Annotated in this window: 5 protein-coding genes (1 of these 5 only partly in view); 2 read left to right on the top strand and 3 right to left on the bottom strand. The window is 65.4% G+C overall.

Annotated elements, in window-relative coordinates:
• The 3 genes from BLQ55_RS25065 to BLQ55_RS25075 all read right to left on the bottom strand — a co-directional run.
• Positions 1 to 204 carry the 5' portion of a non-ribosomal peptide synthetase gene (locus tag BLQ55_RS25065; RefSeq protein WP_092257869.1) on the bottom strand. It extends 7,698 nt beyond the left edge of the window, so 204 of the gene's 7,902 nt are visible here — the first part of the coding sequence; its start codon is at positions 202 to 204; its stop codon lies beyond the left edge, outside the window.
• Positions 205 to 12,696: a non-ribosomal peptide synthetase gene (locus BLQ55_RS25070; protein WP_092257872.1), complete on the bottom strand. Its 12,492-nt coding sequence runs from the start codon at positions 12,694 to 12,696 to the stop codon at positions 205 to 207. It lies immediately after the preceding gene.
• 291 nt (positions 12,697 to 12,987) lie between these two features.
• Positions 12,988 to 13,722, bottom strand: coding sequence for a thioesterase II family protein (locus BLQ55_RS25075; protein WP_092204201.1), 735 nt, complete (start codon positions 13,720 to 13,722; stop codon positions 12,988 to 12,990).
• 143 nt (positions 13,723 to 13,865) lie between these two features.
• On the opposite strand from BLQ55_RS25075, the gene tam reads away from it, so the two are divergent.
• Both tam and BLQ55_RS25085 read left to right on the top strand, forming a co-directional pair.
• Positions 13,866 to 14,636: a trans-aconitate 2-methyltransferase gene (gene tam / locus BLQ55_RS25080; RefSeq protein ID WP_092257875.1), complete on the top strand. Its 771-nt coding sequence runs from the start codon at positions 13,866 to 13,868 to the stop codon at positions 14,634 to 14,636.
• A 92-nt stretch (positions 14,637 to 14,728) separates the two neighbouring features.
• Positions 14,729 to 15,862 carry a cupin-like domain-containing protein gene (locus BLQ55_RS25085; RefSeq protein WP_092204203.1) on the top strand — a complete coding sequence of 378 codons (1,134 nt, stop codon included), beginning with the start codon at positions 14,729 to 14,731 and terminating at the stop codon, positions 15,860 to 15,862.
• Positions 15,863 to 16,031 lie beyond the last annotated feature (169 nt).

A 16,031-nucleotide genomic window follows, 5' to 3' on the forward strand; every position in this document is an offset into this window, starting at 1 on the left:
GTGGCGGTCCAGTTGCCAGAGGAACCACTGGCGCTCCTGGGCGTAGGACAGGTCGAGGGTCTCGAACTCGTCGCGCATCGCCGGGATCGGCAACGTCGCCAGGCTCATGTTTTTGCTGTGCAGCTTGTGCAGGAACGCTTGCCGTTGGGCGAGCGGTAAACGGATGAATCGCTGAACCAGAGACAGGTTATCGAGCTGAGTCATTCAAAGGGTCTCCAGGTCTGCCAGGAAGTCATGCATCTCACTCAGGTCTGCGCTGGAGTGAGGGGTCAGGTGGGCCGCCAGTTGTGCGGCGTAGTCGGCCAGGGACGTGGTGCTGAACAGCAAGTCCAGGGGCACCGCGGCGCCCTGTTCCATTTGCAGGCGCGCCGTCGCTTGCGTCGCCAGCAGGGAATGCCCACCCAGCTCAAAGAAGTTATCGTCGCGCCCTACCCGTTCGAGCTTGAGCACGTCTTGCCAGATGTCGGCGATGCTCTGTTCGAGCGCGCCTTGTGGCGCCACGTAGGCACGCAGCAGTTGCTGGGCGTCCGGCAGCGGCAGGGCCTTGCGGTCGAGCTTGCCGTTGGGGGTCAACGGCAAGCGTTCGAGCAGCAGCCAGTGCGCCGGCATCATGTAGTCGGGCAGCAAGGGCGCGAGCTGCGCCTTGAGGGCTTCGCGCAGGGCCGTCGGTTCGGCAGTCTCTGGATCGGTGGCCACCAGGTACGCCACCAACTGCAGGCCGCCCGGCCCGGGTTGTGGCACCACCACGGCTTCGCGGATCGCTTCCTGGCCCAGCAGGCAGGCTTCGATTTCCCCCAGTTCGATGCGGAAGCCGCGGATCTTCACCTGATGGTCGACCCGGCCGATGTACTCGATCACGCCGTCGCCACGCTGGCGCGCCAAGTCACCGGTGCGGTACACCCGCGCGCCATTGCCGAACGGGTCCGGCAGGAATCGCTCGGCGGTCAGCGCCGCCCGGTGGTGGTAACCCCGGGCCAGGCCGTCGCCGCCAATCAACAGTTCGCCGATCAGCCCGACCGGGTTCGGCGCGAAGTGATCGCCGACGATGTACAGCGACGTGTTGGCAATCGGCCGGCCGAGGTACGGCACGCGGTGCTCCTCGGTCAAGCGGTAGGCCGCCGACCAGATGGTGGTTTCGGTCGGGCCATACAGGTTCCAGACCTCGCCAGCGACGTCGAGCAACCGCTCGGCCAGGTCCTCGGCCAACGCCTCGCCACCGCACAGGCATTTGCGCCCGGCCAACAGACCGGACGCCGGGTGGTCGAGCAACATGCGCCAGGTCGATGGCGTGGCCTGGACCACGCTGACCTGTTGCCGGTCGATGGTCTCGAGCAGCGCTTCGGGGTCGTGGGCACTCTGCTTGTCCACCAGCACCACGCAGGCACCGCTCAACAGCGCGCCGTAGAGTTCCAGGCCGAAGATGTCGAACGAGAACGTGGTCAGCGACAGCACCCGGTCACGGGCGGCGATGCCCGGTTCACGGGCCATGCTGGCGACAAAATTCACCAGCGCCCCATGACGCACCATCACGCCCTTGGGCTTGCCGGTGGAACCCGAGGTGTAGATGGCGTAGGCCAGGTGCTCCGCATCCAAGCGCGTCGCTGGCGCCTCGCCGGCATAACCGTCGAGCCAGCCACCCTCCTGATCCAACACCAAAGTATTCACACCACCGGCCCCTGTGGGAGCGAGCCTGCTCGCGATGGCGTCAGCACATTCAACATCGCCATTGACTGAACCACCGCTATCGCGAGCAGGCTCGCTCCCACAGAACTGGTCGAGCAATGAACGTTGGGTCAGCAGCAGCTCGATGCCGCTGTCTTCGATCATGTAGGCCAGGCGATCCTGGGGGAACGCCGGGTCCAGCGGCAGGTAGGCGCCACCGGCCTTGAGGATCGCCAGCAAGGCGACAATCATGTCCACGCCACGCTCCAGCGCCACCCCGACCAACCGATCGGGCCCCACGCCCTGTTCGATCAAACAATGGGCCAGGCGGTTGGCCCGGACATTGAGTTCGCCATAGCTCAGCACCTGATCGGCGAACACCAGCGCCGTGGCATCCGGCGTCTGCCGGGCCTGGGCCTCGAACAGCCGATGGACGCAGTGCGCCTGGGGATATTCCGCCGTGGTGGCGTTCCAGCCTTGCACGTGCTGGCGGGTTTCGCCCTCGTCGAGCACGCTCAGTTCGCCCAGGGGCCGTTGCCCGGCGTCGATCATTTGCAGCAGCAAACGTTGCAGGTGCACACCGATCTGCTCGACCGAGGCTTCGGTGAAACGCGCGCACTGGTAGCTGAACTGCACCGCCAGCTCGGCACCGAGGCTGACCAGCAGGGTCAGCGGATAGTTGGTCTGTTCCAAGTTGTCCACGGCACCGAAACGCAAGCCCTCAGGCGCACCGTGTGCCAAGGCTTCGGAAATCGGGTAGTTCTCGAATACCAGGATGTTGTCGAACAAGGCTTCGCCGCCCAGGCCGGCCCAGCGCTGGATGTCGAACAACGCCGTGTGCTCGAACTCGCGCAAGGCCAGGTTCTGCGCCTGGACGCTGTGCAGCCAGTCGCCCAGGTCCTGCTCCGGACGCGGGCTGGCAATGACCGGCAAGGTGTTGATGAACAGGCCGATCTGGCCCTCGACGCCCACCAGGTCCGCCGGCCGCCCCGCCACCGTCGCGCCGAACGCCACACTGGCCTTGCCGGTGTAGCGTTGCAACAGCAACAGCCAGGCCGCTTGCACCAGGGTGTTGACGGTGACTTTGGCCTCGCGGGCGAACTCGGCCAGGCGTTGGGTCTGCATCCCATCCAACTGCATGCGGTGATGGCCGTACAGCGTCGCCGGGACGTCCTGTGCCGGGCGCGCAAACGCCTGGGCCAGGCGCACCGGCTCATCCAGCGTGCGCAGCTGTTGCGTCCAGAACCCTTCGCCGAGACGCGCGTCCTGGCGTTGCAGCCAGGCGATGTAATCGCGATAACGGCCAGCCGGGCGTGCCACGCTGTCGCCGCGGTAGTGCTGCAACACTTCGCCGAGCAACTGCGCACTGCTCCAGCCATCCATCAGGATGTGATGGTTGGTGTAGATCAGGTGATGCCGATCCGTGCCGGTGCGCACCAGTACCAGGCGCATCAACGGTGCCTGGGTCAGGTCCACACCTTGGGCCCGTTCTTCATCGGCGAGGGTTTGCAAGGCGTCGTCGATCTCCGTCCGTCCGTTCCAGTCCAGCACACGGAACGGCACCTCGACCTGACGCTGGACGATTTGCACCGGCTGCTCCAGGTCGCCCTGCCAGAAGAACCCGGTGCGCAGAATGTCATGGGCATCGACCACCGCCTGCCAAGCGGCGCGGAAACGCCGGGGATCGACACCCTCCACGTCAAGGCGCATCTGGTTGATGTAATCGCCACTGCCGTGGCCGAGCAAGGAATGAAACAGCATGCCCTGTTGCATCGGCGACAGCGGGTAGATGTCGTCGACAGCCTGAGGTGCTCGGACCAATGTGTCCAATTGCGCCTGGGACAGCCGCGCCAGCGGGAAGTCCGACGGCGTCACGCCATGGTGCTGGCTGTCGCAGCAATGGCGGATGAGCGCGGTGAGTTCTTGCAGGTAGTCATCGGCCAGGCGCTGGATCGTCGCGACGTTGAACAGGTCGCCACTGAAGGTCCAGCTCAAGTCCAGCTCGCCGCCGAAGACTTTGCCGTCCAGCGCCAGCGGGCTGCCCAGCGGGCCCTGCATGTTCAACTCTTCGCCGCCATGCTCGGCGGTGGGCACGAACAGGGCATCGTCAGCCGCCGCGAAACTGCCGTCGAACTGGCCGAGGTAGTTGAAGGTCAGTTGCGGCGTTGGCAAGGCCTGCAACGCGTGCCGTGCCGGCGCATCGCCCAGGTGTGCCAAGGCACCGAAACCGATGCCCTTGTGGGGGATGGCGCGCAGCTGTTCCTTGATCTGCTTCAGCGAAGCACCGAGTTCGGCAGCGGGTGTGAGGCGGGCCGGGAACAGGCTGGTGAACCAGCCGACCGTGCGGGTCAGGTCGATGTGTTCGAACAGTTCTTCACGACCATGGCCTTCGAGTTGCACCAGCACACTGTCGCCGCCGGTCCAGCGCACCATCACCCGCGCCAGGGCGGTGAGCAACAGGTCATTGACTTGGGTGCGATAGGCCGCCGGGGCTTGCTGCAACAGTTGCCGGGTGAGGGACTTGTCCAGTGACGTGCGGACAGTCATGGCCTGAGCCTGTTGCCGCCCGCCCTGGGGGTTATCCCATGGCAACGCCGTGGAGGCGCCTTGCAACTGTTGCTGCCAGAAACCCAGTTCGGCCTGCAAGGATGCGCTGTGGGCATGGCCCTGCAACGCTTCGGCCCAGGCTTTGATCGCGCTGGTCTTGGCCGGCAACTGCACGGTTGCGCCGGTCAGTGCCTGCCGATAGGCCGTCTGCAAATCTTCGACGAGGATCCGCCAAGACACCCCGTCGACCACCAGGTGATGCACGATCAGCAGCAAACGCTGGGTGCCATCGGCGAGGTTCGCCAGCACCGCGCGGATCAGCGAGCCGCCGTCCAGTTGCAGGCTGCGCTGGGCCTGATCGCCCAGGGCTTGCAGCGCGGCGAGATCGGCGACGTCGGCTTGCCAGACAATCCCGTCGGCCACCCCGTCACGGTAGCGCGCCGTCCAGCCTGCGGCCTGCTCGATGAAGGCCAGGCGCAGGCTGTCGTGGTGCGCGACCAGGGCATCCAAGGCCTGCTCCAGCGCCTGGGCATCCAGCGCTTGGGTCGGCTTGAGCATCACCGACTGGTTCCAGTGATGACGGTCTGGAATCGCCTGGGCGAAGAACCACTGGTGAATCGGCAGCAGCGCCGTTTCGCCGGTGACCGGTCGTTGGTCGATCGCGTGCAGCGCTGCGCCCGTCTGGGCCACCGCCGCCAGCGCCTCGATGGTCTGGTGCTGGAACAAGTCCTTGGGAGTGAAGTGGATACCGGCCTGGCGAGCGCGGCTGACCACCTGGATCGAGACGATGGAATCGCCGCCCAGTTCGAAGAAGTTATCCCGCAGGCCCACTTGCGCGAGTTTGAGCACGTCCTGCCAGATCGACACCAGTTGCTGTTCCAACGGGCTGCGCGGTGCCACGTAGGTTCGCTGCAATTGGCTGACGTCAGGCTTGGGCAGGTTCTTGCGGTCGAGCTTGCCGTTGGGGGTCAGCGGCAGGCGTTCGAGCAGCAGCAAATAGGCCGGGACCATGTGCGCCGGCAAAGTCGCCTTGAGCTGGTCACGCAAGTGTTCGGCGAAAGCCTCACCCACGGATTCATCGGCCACCACATAGGCAACCAGACGCTTGCCACTGCCGGCAGCCCCTTCCTGGGCCACCACCACCGCTTCGCGAACGCCGTCGAGGGTTTGCAGGCTGGCTTCGACTTCACCCAGTTCGATGCGGAAGCCGCGGATCTTCACCTGGTTGTCGATGCGGTCCAGGTAATCGAAGGTGCCATCGACGCGTTGGCGCACCAGATCGCCGGTACGGTAGAGCAAGCCGCCGCTGCGGCTGAAGGGGTCGGCGACAAACCGCTCGGCCGTCAGGCCCGGACGGTTCAGGTAGCCCCGCGCCAGCCCGGTGCCGCCCAGGTACAGTTCACCGGCCATGCCCTGGGGCAACAGGTTCAAGTCGGCGTCGAGCACGTAGGCGCTGCGGTCGCCGATGCGGCTGCCGATGGGTGCATAGGCGGCGCCACACGCCACGTCGCGGCCGGCCTTCCAGATCAACGGGGTGACCACGGTTTCGGTCGGGCCGTAACCGTTGATGATGAAGTCTGGATCGAGGGCGCGCTTGACCCGTTCGAAACTGGCGTTGGGCACCGCATCGCCGCCGAAGCAGTAGATCCGCACTTTTGGCGGGTTGCCCACGCGCTCGGCGTGCTCGGCCAGTTGTTGCAGGTACACCGGCGGGAACGCCACCACGGTCACGCCGTGCTCGCGCATCGCGTTGTAGGTCTGCTCCGGGGTCCACAGGCTGTCGTCACGGATCAGCAGCGAAGCGCCGTGGGTCAGGCTGGTGAGCCAGCGCTCATGGGCACCGTCGAAAGCGAAGGACATGAAGTGGAATTCGCAATCGCTGTCCTGCATTTCATAGCGCTCACCGATGGCCTGGCAGTGCATTGCCAGCGGACCGTGGGCCACGCTCACGCCTTTGGGGTTGCCGGTGGAGCCGGAGGTGTAGATCACGTAGGCCAGGTTCTGCGGATCGACCTGAACGGACGGCGCCTCCAGCGGTTGCTGGCTCAAGTCCAGGCGATCGAGCTCCAGCACCTGGGCGGCGCCGTCCAGGGGCAACTGCGCCGAGACCCGGGAATCGGTGAGCAATAACGCCAGCCCCGAATCCTCGATCAGGTACGCCAGGCGTTCCCGTGGATAACCGGTGTCCAGCGGCACATAGGCCGCGCCGGCCTTGAGCACCGCCAGCAGCGCGACGATCACCCCTTCGCTGCGCGGCAGGGCCACGCCAACCCGGGTTTCCGGGGCCACGCCACGGGCAATCAAGGCGTGGGCCAACTGGTTGGCGCGCCGGTCGAGGTCGCCATAGCTGAAACGCTGGCCGTCGAAAATCACCGCCGTGGCGTGGGGCTTGTGCGCCGCCAGATCGGCAACGCGCTGATGCACGGCGATGTCGGTCGGGTACGGCTGCGGATGGTTGGCGGCCTGTTGCCGGGCCTGTTCCTCGACGCTGACCAGGGCGATTTGCCCGAGGTTGCGCGCCGCCGACTCGGCGAAGCGCTCCAACAACTGCAACAGCTGCGCGCTGATGCCGTCGATGGCCGCCGGGCTGAAATGCGCCCGGTCGAAACTGTAGTGCAGCGCCAGCGTCTCGCCGAGGGTCACTGCCACGCTCAACGGGTAATGGGTTTGCTCCAGGTGGCTGACTTCGCCAAACACCGCGCCCTGCCCGGCGCCTTCTGCCAGGGCCTGGGCAATCGGGTAGTTCTCGAACACCAGGATGTTGTCGAACAGCGCCTCGCCGCCCTGGCCGGCCCAGCGCTGGATATCCGCCAACGGCGTGTGCTCGAACTCCCGCAGGCTCAGGTTCTGTGCCTGCACGGCTTGCAGCCAGGCACCGACCGACTGGTCCGGACGTGGCGCGGCGATCACCGGCAAGGTGTTGATGAACAGGCCGACCTGCTGCTCGATGCCCGGCAGATCCGCCGGACGCCCGGCCACGGTGGCACCGAAGGCGACGCTGTCATGGCCGGTGTAGCGCTGCAGCAGCAACAGCCACGCCGCTTGCACCAGGGTGTTGAGGGTGACCTTCTGTTGGCGGGCGAACTGCTCCAAGGCCTGGGTGCGGGTCGCGTCCAGGGTCTGGAAATGATCGCCATGGCCGCTGTGGATTTCGCTGGCGGACATGACGCGCGCCAACCGCGTCGGCTCTTGCAGGGTGGCCAACTGACCGGTCCAGAACGCCTCGCTCAGTTGAGCGTCCTGGCGTTGCAGCCAGGCGATGTAGTCGCGGTAACGCCCGGCATTGGCCTTGGGCAAGCGACCGCTGTAGCGCTGCAAGACTTCACCCAGCAATTGGGCGTTGCTCCAGCCGTCCATCAGGATGTGGTGATGGGTGTAGATCAAGTGCCAGCGCTCGGCCTCGGTCTGCACCAGCACCAGGCGCAGCAACGGTGCCCGGTCCAGGTCGAAGCCCTGCCGGCGCTCGGCGTCGGCACATTCATTCAGGGCCTCGACGAGGTTATCGTGCCCGCGCCAATCGAGGACCGTGAAGGGCAACTCGACCTGGCGATGAACGATCTGCAACGGTTGCTCGAGCTCGCCCTGCCAGACAAAACCACTGCGCAGGATGTCCTGGGCGTCGAGGGTGGCCTGCCAGGCATCGGCGAAGCGCTGTGGATCGAGGCCCTGCACGTCCACGCGCAACTGGTTGATGTATTCCCCTGCCGCCTGCTCGTACAAGGTGTGGAACAGCAAGCCCTGCTGCATGGGCGACAGCGGATAGAGGTCGTCCAACTGCCCGGCGGCCACCGGCAGGCTGTCGAGTTGCGCCTGGCTGATGCGGGCCAGGGGGAAGTCCGATGGCGTGGCCTGTGGCGTTTCCAACGTGCAGCAGTGTTCGATCAACGCCCTCAGTTCAGCGAGGTAGTCAGCGGCCAGTGTCTCGATGGTCTGCTGCTTGAACATCCGCTCGCTGAACCCCCAGTTCAGGGACAGCTCGCCGCCATAGACCTGGCCTTCCACCGTCAACCAATTCGCCAGCGGTGCCCGGGTATGTTGCGCCGCGCCACTGCCTTCGCCAGAGGGAACAAACAGCGCACCGTCGTCGAACTGCCGGTCGAACTGGCCCAGGTAGTTGAAGGTGATGCGCGGCGCCGGCAAGGCCGCCAGTTCGGCACGCACCGCCGGTTCGCCCAGGTAGCGCAGCACGCCATAACCCAGGCCCTTGTCCGGCACGGCGCGCAGTTGTTCCTTGATGGCCTTGACCGACGCACTCAATGCCGGCGCCGGGCTGAGGCTGACCGGGAACAGGCTGGTGAACCAGCCGACGGTACGGGTCAAGTCAACGCCATCGAACAGCGCTTCACGGCCATGGCCTTCGAGCTGGATCAGCGTGCTGTCCTGGCCGGTCCAGCGGCACACCGTACGGGCCAGGGCCGTCAGCAGCAGGTCATTGACCTGGGTACGATAGGCCTTGGGCGCCTGTTGCAGCAGTTGGCGGGTCTGTTCGGCGTCCAGCCGCACTTGCTCCTTGCGCTCGTCACACGCCAGCAGCAGGCGCTCGGGGTAATCACACGGCAAGCCGTTGCCGGCCGGCGCATGACCCTGGGCGCGCCAGTAATCGAGGCTGGCCATGAAGCCATCGAGATGCCCGTGCAGGTGCGCGGCCCATTGTCCATAAGCACTGGTCTTGGCCGGCACCTGGATCGCCTGGCCGGCCTGCAGTTGGCGGTAGAACTGCTGCAGATCGTCCAGCAGCACGCGCCAGGAAACACCGTCCACCACCAGGTGATGGATCGCCAGCAACAAGCGCTGGCTACCGTCGACCATGTCCACCAGCAACGCCCGCAACAGTGGCCCGTCTTCCAGGTCGAGGCTGCGCTGGGCGTCGTCGCACAGGGCGTTGAGTTGTTCGACCGAGGTCGCCTGGCGCTGCCACAACACACTGGCCGCCGACGGCTCGGCATAGGCTTGCTGCCATTGGCCATTCACCTGGGCAAAGCGCAGGCGCAGGCTGTCATGGTGCTCGGCCAAGCGTGCCAGCGCCGAGGCCAATGCCACGGCATCGAGGTGTTCGCCCGGCACCAGCAGCAGCGACTGGTTCCAGTGTTGCCGCTCGGGAATGTCGCGCTCGAAGAACCACTGCTGCACCGGCGTCAACGGCACCGCGCCGCGTGCCAGGCCCTGATCGATCGCCTGGCTATCGCCCAGGCGCGCTACGAGCGCCAGGCTGCGCAGGGTCTGGTGCTGGAACAGGGCCTTGGGGTTGAGCACGATCCCGGCTTGCCGCGCACGACTGACCACTTGCATGGCGACGATGGAATCACCGCCCAGCTCGAAGAAGTTGTCTTCCAGGCCGATGCTGTCGAGGTTCAGCACATCCTGCCAGATCGCCGCCAAGGCTTTTTCCATGGGGCTGTGGGGCGCGACGAACTCACGCTGCTGTTCGCTGCCATCGACGGCCGGCAACGCCTTGCGATCGAGCTTGCCGTTGGGGGTCAGCGGCAGTTGCGGGAGGAACACCAGGTAGGCCGGCACCATGTAGTCCGGCAGGTGTTCGCGCAGAGCGGCCTTGAGGGTTTCGCGCAACTGCACCTGGGCGTCGGCCTCGGTCAGCACCGTGGCCTCGCTCGGGACGATGAAGGCCACCAGTTGCTGGCCGTGCTCGCCGTCCTGGGCCAGCACCGCCAATTCGCACACCTGGGGTTGTTGCAGCAGGCGCGCTTCGATTTCCCCCAGTTCGATACGGAAGCCGCGGACCTTGACCTGATGGTCGATGCGACCGACGTATTGCAAGGCGCCGTCGGCCTGGTAGCGGGTCAGGTCGCCGGTGCGGTACAGGCGTTCGCCGGTTGTGGAAAACGGGTTGGGCACGTACTTCTCGGCGGTCATCGCGGCACGGCCGAGGTAACTGCGGGTGATGCCCGCGCCGCTCAGGTACAGCTCCGCCGAGACGCCTTGGGGCACCGGTTGCAGGTCGGCGTCCAGCAGATAGCTGGCGGTGTGCTTGAGGGGGCGGCCGATGTTCGCCGTGCCGCCGGCGGTGCGTCGGGTCCAGGTGGAATAGGTGGTGTCTTCCGAAGGGCCGTAGAGGTCGTAGACATGCTCTATCCCTTGTGGGAGCTTTGCTCCCACAGACTCAACCTCACAGGAGGGCTGTGGGTACAGCGCATCCACCAGGCTTTGCTTCAGTGGCTCACCAGCGAGGTTGATGATGCGCACGCTGGCCGGGATCTCGCCGCTGCGCTGCAACGCGGCAATCGCCGAGGGCACGGTGTTGATCAGTCGCACCTGATCCCGAGCCGGCAATTGCGGCAACTCCAGGGCATTGCGGGCGATGATCAGCGAGCCGCCGTTGGCCAGGGTCACGAACAGTTCCCACACCGACAGATCGAAGCACACCGACGTGGAGGCGAGTACGCCCTGGATGTCGTCGCGGCTGTAGACCGATCGGGACCAATCGATCAGCGCCAGCACGTTGCGATGGGCAATCGCCACGCCCTTGGGGTTGCCGGTGGAGCCGGAGGTATAGATCACGTAGGCGAGGTTGTCTGGCGTGACGTGGGTGCTCGGTGCACTGAGGGGGTACTGCCCCAGCTCGAGCCGATCCAGCATCAGCACGGCGGTTTCGGCCGGCACGTCCAGCGTCGCCGCCACCGCCTGTTCGGTCAGCAAGACCCGGGCGCGGCTGTCGTCGAGCATGTAGGCCACGCGCTCGGCCGGGTAGTCCGGGTCCAGCGGCACGTAGGCGCCGCCGGCCTTGAGCACCGCCAGCAAGGCGATCAGCAGGTGCTCGGAGCGCGGCATCGCCACGCCCACGCGCACTTCCGGGCCCACGCCCAATTCGATGAGTTTATGGGCCAGGCGATTGGCGCGGCCGTCGAGTTCGCTGTAGCTCAGTCGGATGTTGGCGAAGGTCACCGCCAGTGCATCCGGCGCAGCCTGGGCCTGGCGAGCGATCATCTGGTGGATGCACAGCGCCTGGTCGAACGGCGCATCCACCGGGTTCCAGTCATGGATCAGGCGCTGGTACTCATCGGCTTCCAGCAGCGGCAACTCACCGACCAGCGCGCGACTGTCGGCGACCATGCCGTGCAGCAGCCGTGTCCAGTGCCGGGCCATGCGCTCGACCGTGGCGGCATCAAACAGATCGTTGGCGTAGGTCAGCGCCGCATGCAGTTTGCCGGCCTTTTCCCAGGTGTCGAGGGTCAGGTCGAACTGCGTGGTGCGGCCCTGCCATTCCAGCATCGACAACTCCAGCCCCGACGCCGTGCGGAGGCTGGCGATGTCGGCCACTTGTGGCTGGTGGTTGTACATCACCTGGAACAGCGGTGTATGGCTGAGGCTGCGCTCCAGCTTCAGGGCTTCCACCAACCGTTCGAACGGCAGGTCCTGATGGGCCTGGGCGCCGAGGGCGGCTTCCTTGACCGTGCGCAGCAACTCATCGACACGGGTCTGGCCGCCGAGCTCGGTGCGCAATACCTGGGTGTTGACGAAGAAGCCGATCAGCCCTTCGGTTTCGGCGCGATTGCGGTTGGCGATGGGCACGCCGACGCGGATATCGGTGTGGCCGGTGTAGCGATGCAGCAGCACGTTGAACGCGCCAAGCAGGAGCATGAACAGGGTGATGTTGTGCTGCTGGGCGGTGGCGCGCAGTTGCTCGGCCAGTGCCGGCTCCACGGCGAACTCAAAGCGCGTGCCGCGATAGCTGGGCATCGCCGGGCGTGGGTGATCGATGGGCAGTTCCAGCACGGGATGCTCATCGCCCAATTGCGCCTGCCAATATTCGAGTTGACGCGCCTGCTCGCCAGCCTCCAGCCAGCGGCGTTGCCACAGGGCGTAATCGCTGTACTGGATCGGCAAATCGGCCAGTTGCGGCGCCACGCCTGCTTCATGGGCGTCGTAGCAGCGGATGAACTCGTCGATCAGTACGTTCATCGACCAGCCGTCGGAGACGATGTGGTGCAAGGTCAGCAGCAGCACATGTTCCCGCTCATCGAGGGTGAGCAATTCGACCCGCAGCAACGGGCCGCTGGACAAATCGAAAGGCTGCATCGATTGCGCTTCGGCAGCCTGACGCACCGCCTGCTCGCGCTCGGCGGCCGGCAAGGCGCTGAAGTCCTGGCGCCCGATCGCCAGCGCTGCGTTGGAGGGGACTTGCAGCAGGCTGCCGTCGGCCTGGCGCTGGAACACCGTGCGCAGGGTTTCATGACGGGCCACCAGGCTGGCGAAGGCTTGCTCCAGGGCCGGCAGGTTCAACGCACCCTTGAGCCGCACCGCGCCCGGCAGATTGTAGGCACCGCTGCCCGGCTCCAGTTGCCAGAGAAACCACATGCGCTGCTGGGCATAGGACAACGCCTGGCGATCCTCGGCCTCGACACCCCGGGGAATGGGAAAACCGCTGAACTCCACGCCCTCCTTGTCCAACGCGGCCAGGAACATCCGGCGCTTTTCCAGGGGCAACCCGATAAACCGGCGAGCAAGTTTCAAGGCGTCTTCAGCATTCATTTCTGGGGTATCCGGAATCAGTGGGCACAAGGCACAAAGGCAAGTCGTCCCTATGAAACGAATGCAAGCCGGAAAAATTAGCGTTTGGGAATTTGTGTCAGGAAGGGGGCAGGACGGAGATTTCGAGAATGATGCGGACCACTCCTGTGGGAGCGAGCTTGCTCGCGATAGCGGTGGGTCAGCTTGCTGTTCGCTGACTGACACGACGCCATCGCGAGCAAGCTCGCGCCCACGGGGGACGGATCACCCCAGCCAATGTGGGGAAGGCATTTGAATGAGCTGGGAATCCAATCAGGCGCTGATGGCCAACCCATGCCGCCGATGATGCACGCTCAACTGATCCTTGATCAGCCGCAGCACCTTGGCCTCGTGCTCGTGAATGAAGAAGTGCCCGCCCGCCAGCATGTCCACCGAGAAGCTGCCGGTGGTTTCCTGGCGCCAGCCCATCAGTTGCTCCGTGGTGGCCTTGTCGGCCGTGCCGCCGAACACATGCACCGGGCAGTCGAGCAGCGGCCGTTGCCGCGGCTGGAAGCGTCCGCACAACAAAAAATCAGCCCGCAGGATCGGCAGGGTCAGGGCCATCAGCTCTTCATTGGCCAGGATCTCCTCGCTCGTGCCGTTGAGGGTACGCAGTTGCTCGATCAACTCAGCGTCGGTTTTCGCCTTGGCGAAACCGCGGTCGTAGTCGGCCCGCATCGTCGGCGCCGCGGTGCCGGAGGCAAACAGCGCCACCGGTTCCGGACAGCCGAGCTCACGCAGGGCATGGGCGATCTCGCAGGCCAGCAGCGCGCCCAGGCTGTGGCCGAACAAGGCGTACGGGGCCTGGAGCGTCGGGTACAGTTCCCGCGCCAGTTGCATCGCCAACGGGCCCATGTCGGTGTGCAGCGGCTCGTCGAAGCGCGCCCCGCGTCCCGGCAACTCCACCGGTTGCACATGCAGCCATTGCGGCAACTTGCGCCGCCAGCGGCTGTACACCATCGCGCTGGCGCCGGAATAAGGCAGGCACAGCAGGGTCAGTTGGGTCACTGCGGTTTTCTCCGATCGGTCGTGTAGGAAAGATAACGAGATCGTAACCCACAAAATTAGTCAAAACCGTTACGTTCGCTCCATCTGCCCCATCCGACCTTATACTGGCGACCTCGACTCACTCCACTGCACAGGAGAACGCCATGGGCTGGTCCGCCAAGCAATACGTCACCTTCGAACAGGAACGTACCCGTCCGTCCCGGGACCTGCTCGCCGCCATTCCCCCCACACAGGCCCGTTCGGTGATCGACCTGGGCTGTGGCCCGGGCAATTCCACCGAACTGTTGGTGGAACATTTCAGCGGCGCCACGGTGCGCGGCCTGGACAGTTCCAGCGACATGGTCGACGCCGCACGCAAACGCTTGCCCGCCGTGGCGTTCGACACCGCGGACATCGGCCAATGGGATGAACCCGGGCCGTTCGACGTGATCTTCGCCAACGCCGTGCTGCAATGGCTGCCCGACCACGCCACCCTGCTGCCCTCGCTGATCGACAAACTCGCCCCCGGTGGCAGCCTGGCGATCCAGATGCCCGATAACCTGCAGCAGCTCTCCCACCGTTTGATGCGGGAAATCGCCACCAACGGTCCCTGGGCCAGCCAACTGGCCGGGGCGGCGGATTCGCGTACCGAGGTGGAGGATCCCAGCACCTATTACTCGATCCTCAAGCCCCACTGCAGCCGCGTCGACGTGTGGCGCACCACCTACCATCACCCCTTGGCCGATGGCGCCCCAGGCGTGGTGGAATGGTTCAAGGGCAGCGGCTTGCGGCCGTTTCTCGAGCCGCTGGACGAGACGCAACGCGAGCAGTACCTGGCGCGCTATCTCAAGGCGATCGAGCAGGCTTATCCAGCCCTGGACGATGGGACCGTGCTGCTGCCGTTTCCCCGGGTATTCATGGTCGCGACGCGCTAGGGCGAGGGTCGATGAGGCGGCGACGAGGGCCTAAATTTCTGCTCCGGCCCCTCGTTACCTGCTAAGACCAAAAACCCGCAAGAGTGACCGCCGTGGACCTGCAAACCATCCTGGGCAAGCTGTTCGCCAATGCCGGCGCCGTTGGTATCGAAGGCGTCTTCCAATTCGTGTTCGGCCCGCACCAGGCGTACTGGTCCGAGGTCAAGGCCAGCAGCCGCACCGAGGCTGGCCGCCACACCCGCCCCGACGTCACCATCGAGGTGGCGGAGAAGGACTTCCTCGGGATCATGGCCGGCATGGCCAACGTGGAAGAACTGTTCGCTAGCGGTCGCCTGAAGATCGGCGGCAACATGGGCCTGGCGACGTTGCTGCCGCAGATCATCGACCATGCCCGGCATGGCGGTGGCGTGGTGGAAAAGGTCGACATGAACAAGCGCTACCCCACCCCACCACGCTTCAGCGAAAAGCTCACCGCCAGCCTGCCGACCCAACGCAGCGTGCAACGGCGGCCTCGCAGCGGGCTGTCGGTGCAGGAGTTTCGCGCCCAGTACCTGCCCCACGGCATTCCGCTGGTCATCAGCGACGCCTTGCAGGACTGGCCGTTGTTCAAGCTCAGCCGCGAAGAATCCCTGGTGCATTTTGCCGAACTGCAAGGCATCACCCGCCACGGCGACTACGTGAAGAAAACCTTCTCCACCGAGCGGGACTTTCGCTCCACGTCCATGGCCGACTTCATCGCCTCCCTCGACAGCCCGGCGGCCAAGGGCACCGACGACGAACCACCGGCCTACATGGGCAACAACATCCTGCCGGCGCGGCTGATGGAGCAGATCAAGCTTCCGCCCTACTTCGACCCGTCGCTGTTCATCCCACCGCGCATCTGGATCGGCCCCAAGGGCACCTTGACGCCGCTGCACCGCGACGACACCGACAACCTGTTCGCCCAGGTCTGGGGCCAGAAAATCTTCACCCTCGCCGCGCCTCACCACCGCGAAGCCCTGGGCACCTGGTCCACGGCCCCCCAAGGCGGGCTGGACGGCTGCGATTTCAACCCGGACGCGCCGGACTACCAACGCTTCCCCCACGCCCGGGACGTGACCTTCATGCGCGTGACGCTAGAGGCTGGGGATTTGCTGTTTTTGCCGGAAGGCTGGTTCCATCAGGTGGAGTCGGTGTCGACGTCGTTGTCGGTGAATTTCTGGGTGAATTCAGGGCGGGGTTGGTAACAGCCGAACACCGCTTTCGTAGCGGGGGATTTATCTGTGGCGAGGGGATTTATCCCCGCTGGGCTGCGCAGCAGCCCCAAAACCTGGCAACGGTGGTGTGTCAGGCGGTTTGAATGGGGGCCGCTTCGCGCCCCAGCGGGGATAAATCCCCTCGCCACAAATTTTGTGT

The sequence above is a fragment of the Pseudomonas sp. NFACC13-1 genome (assembly GCF_900104425.1).
GTDB classification, from domain to species: domain Bacteria; phylum Pseudomonadota; class Gammaproteobacteria; order Pseudomonadales; family Pseudomonadaceae; genus Aquipseudomonas; species Aquipseudomonas fluorescens_AA.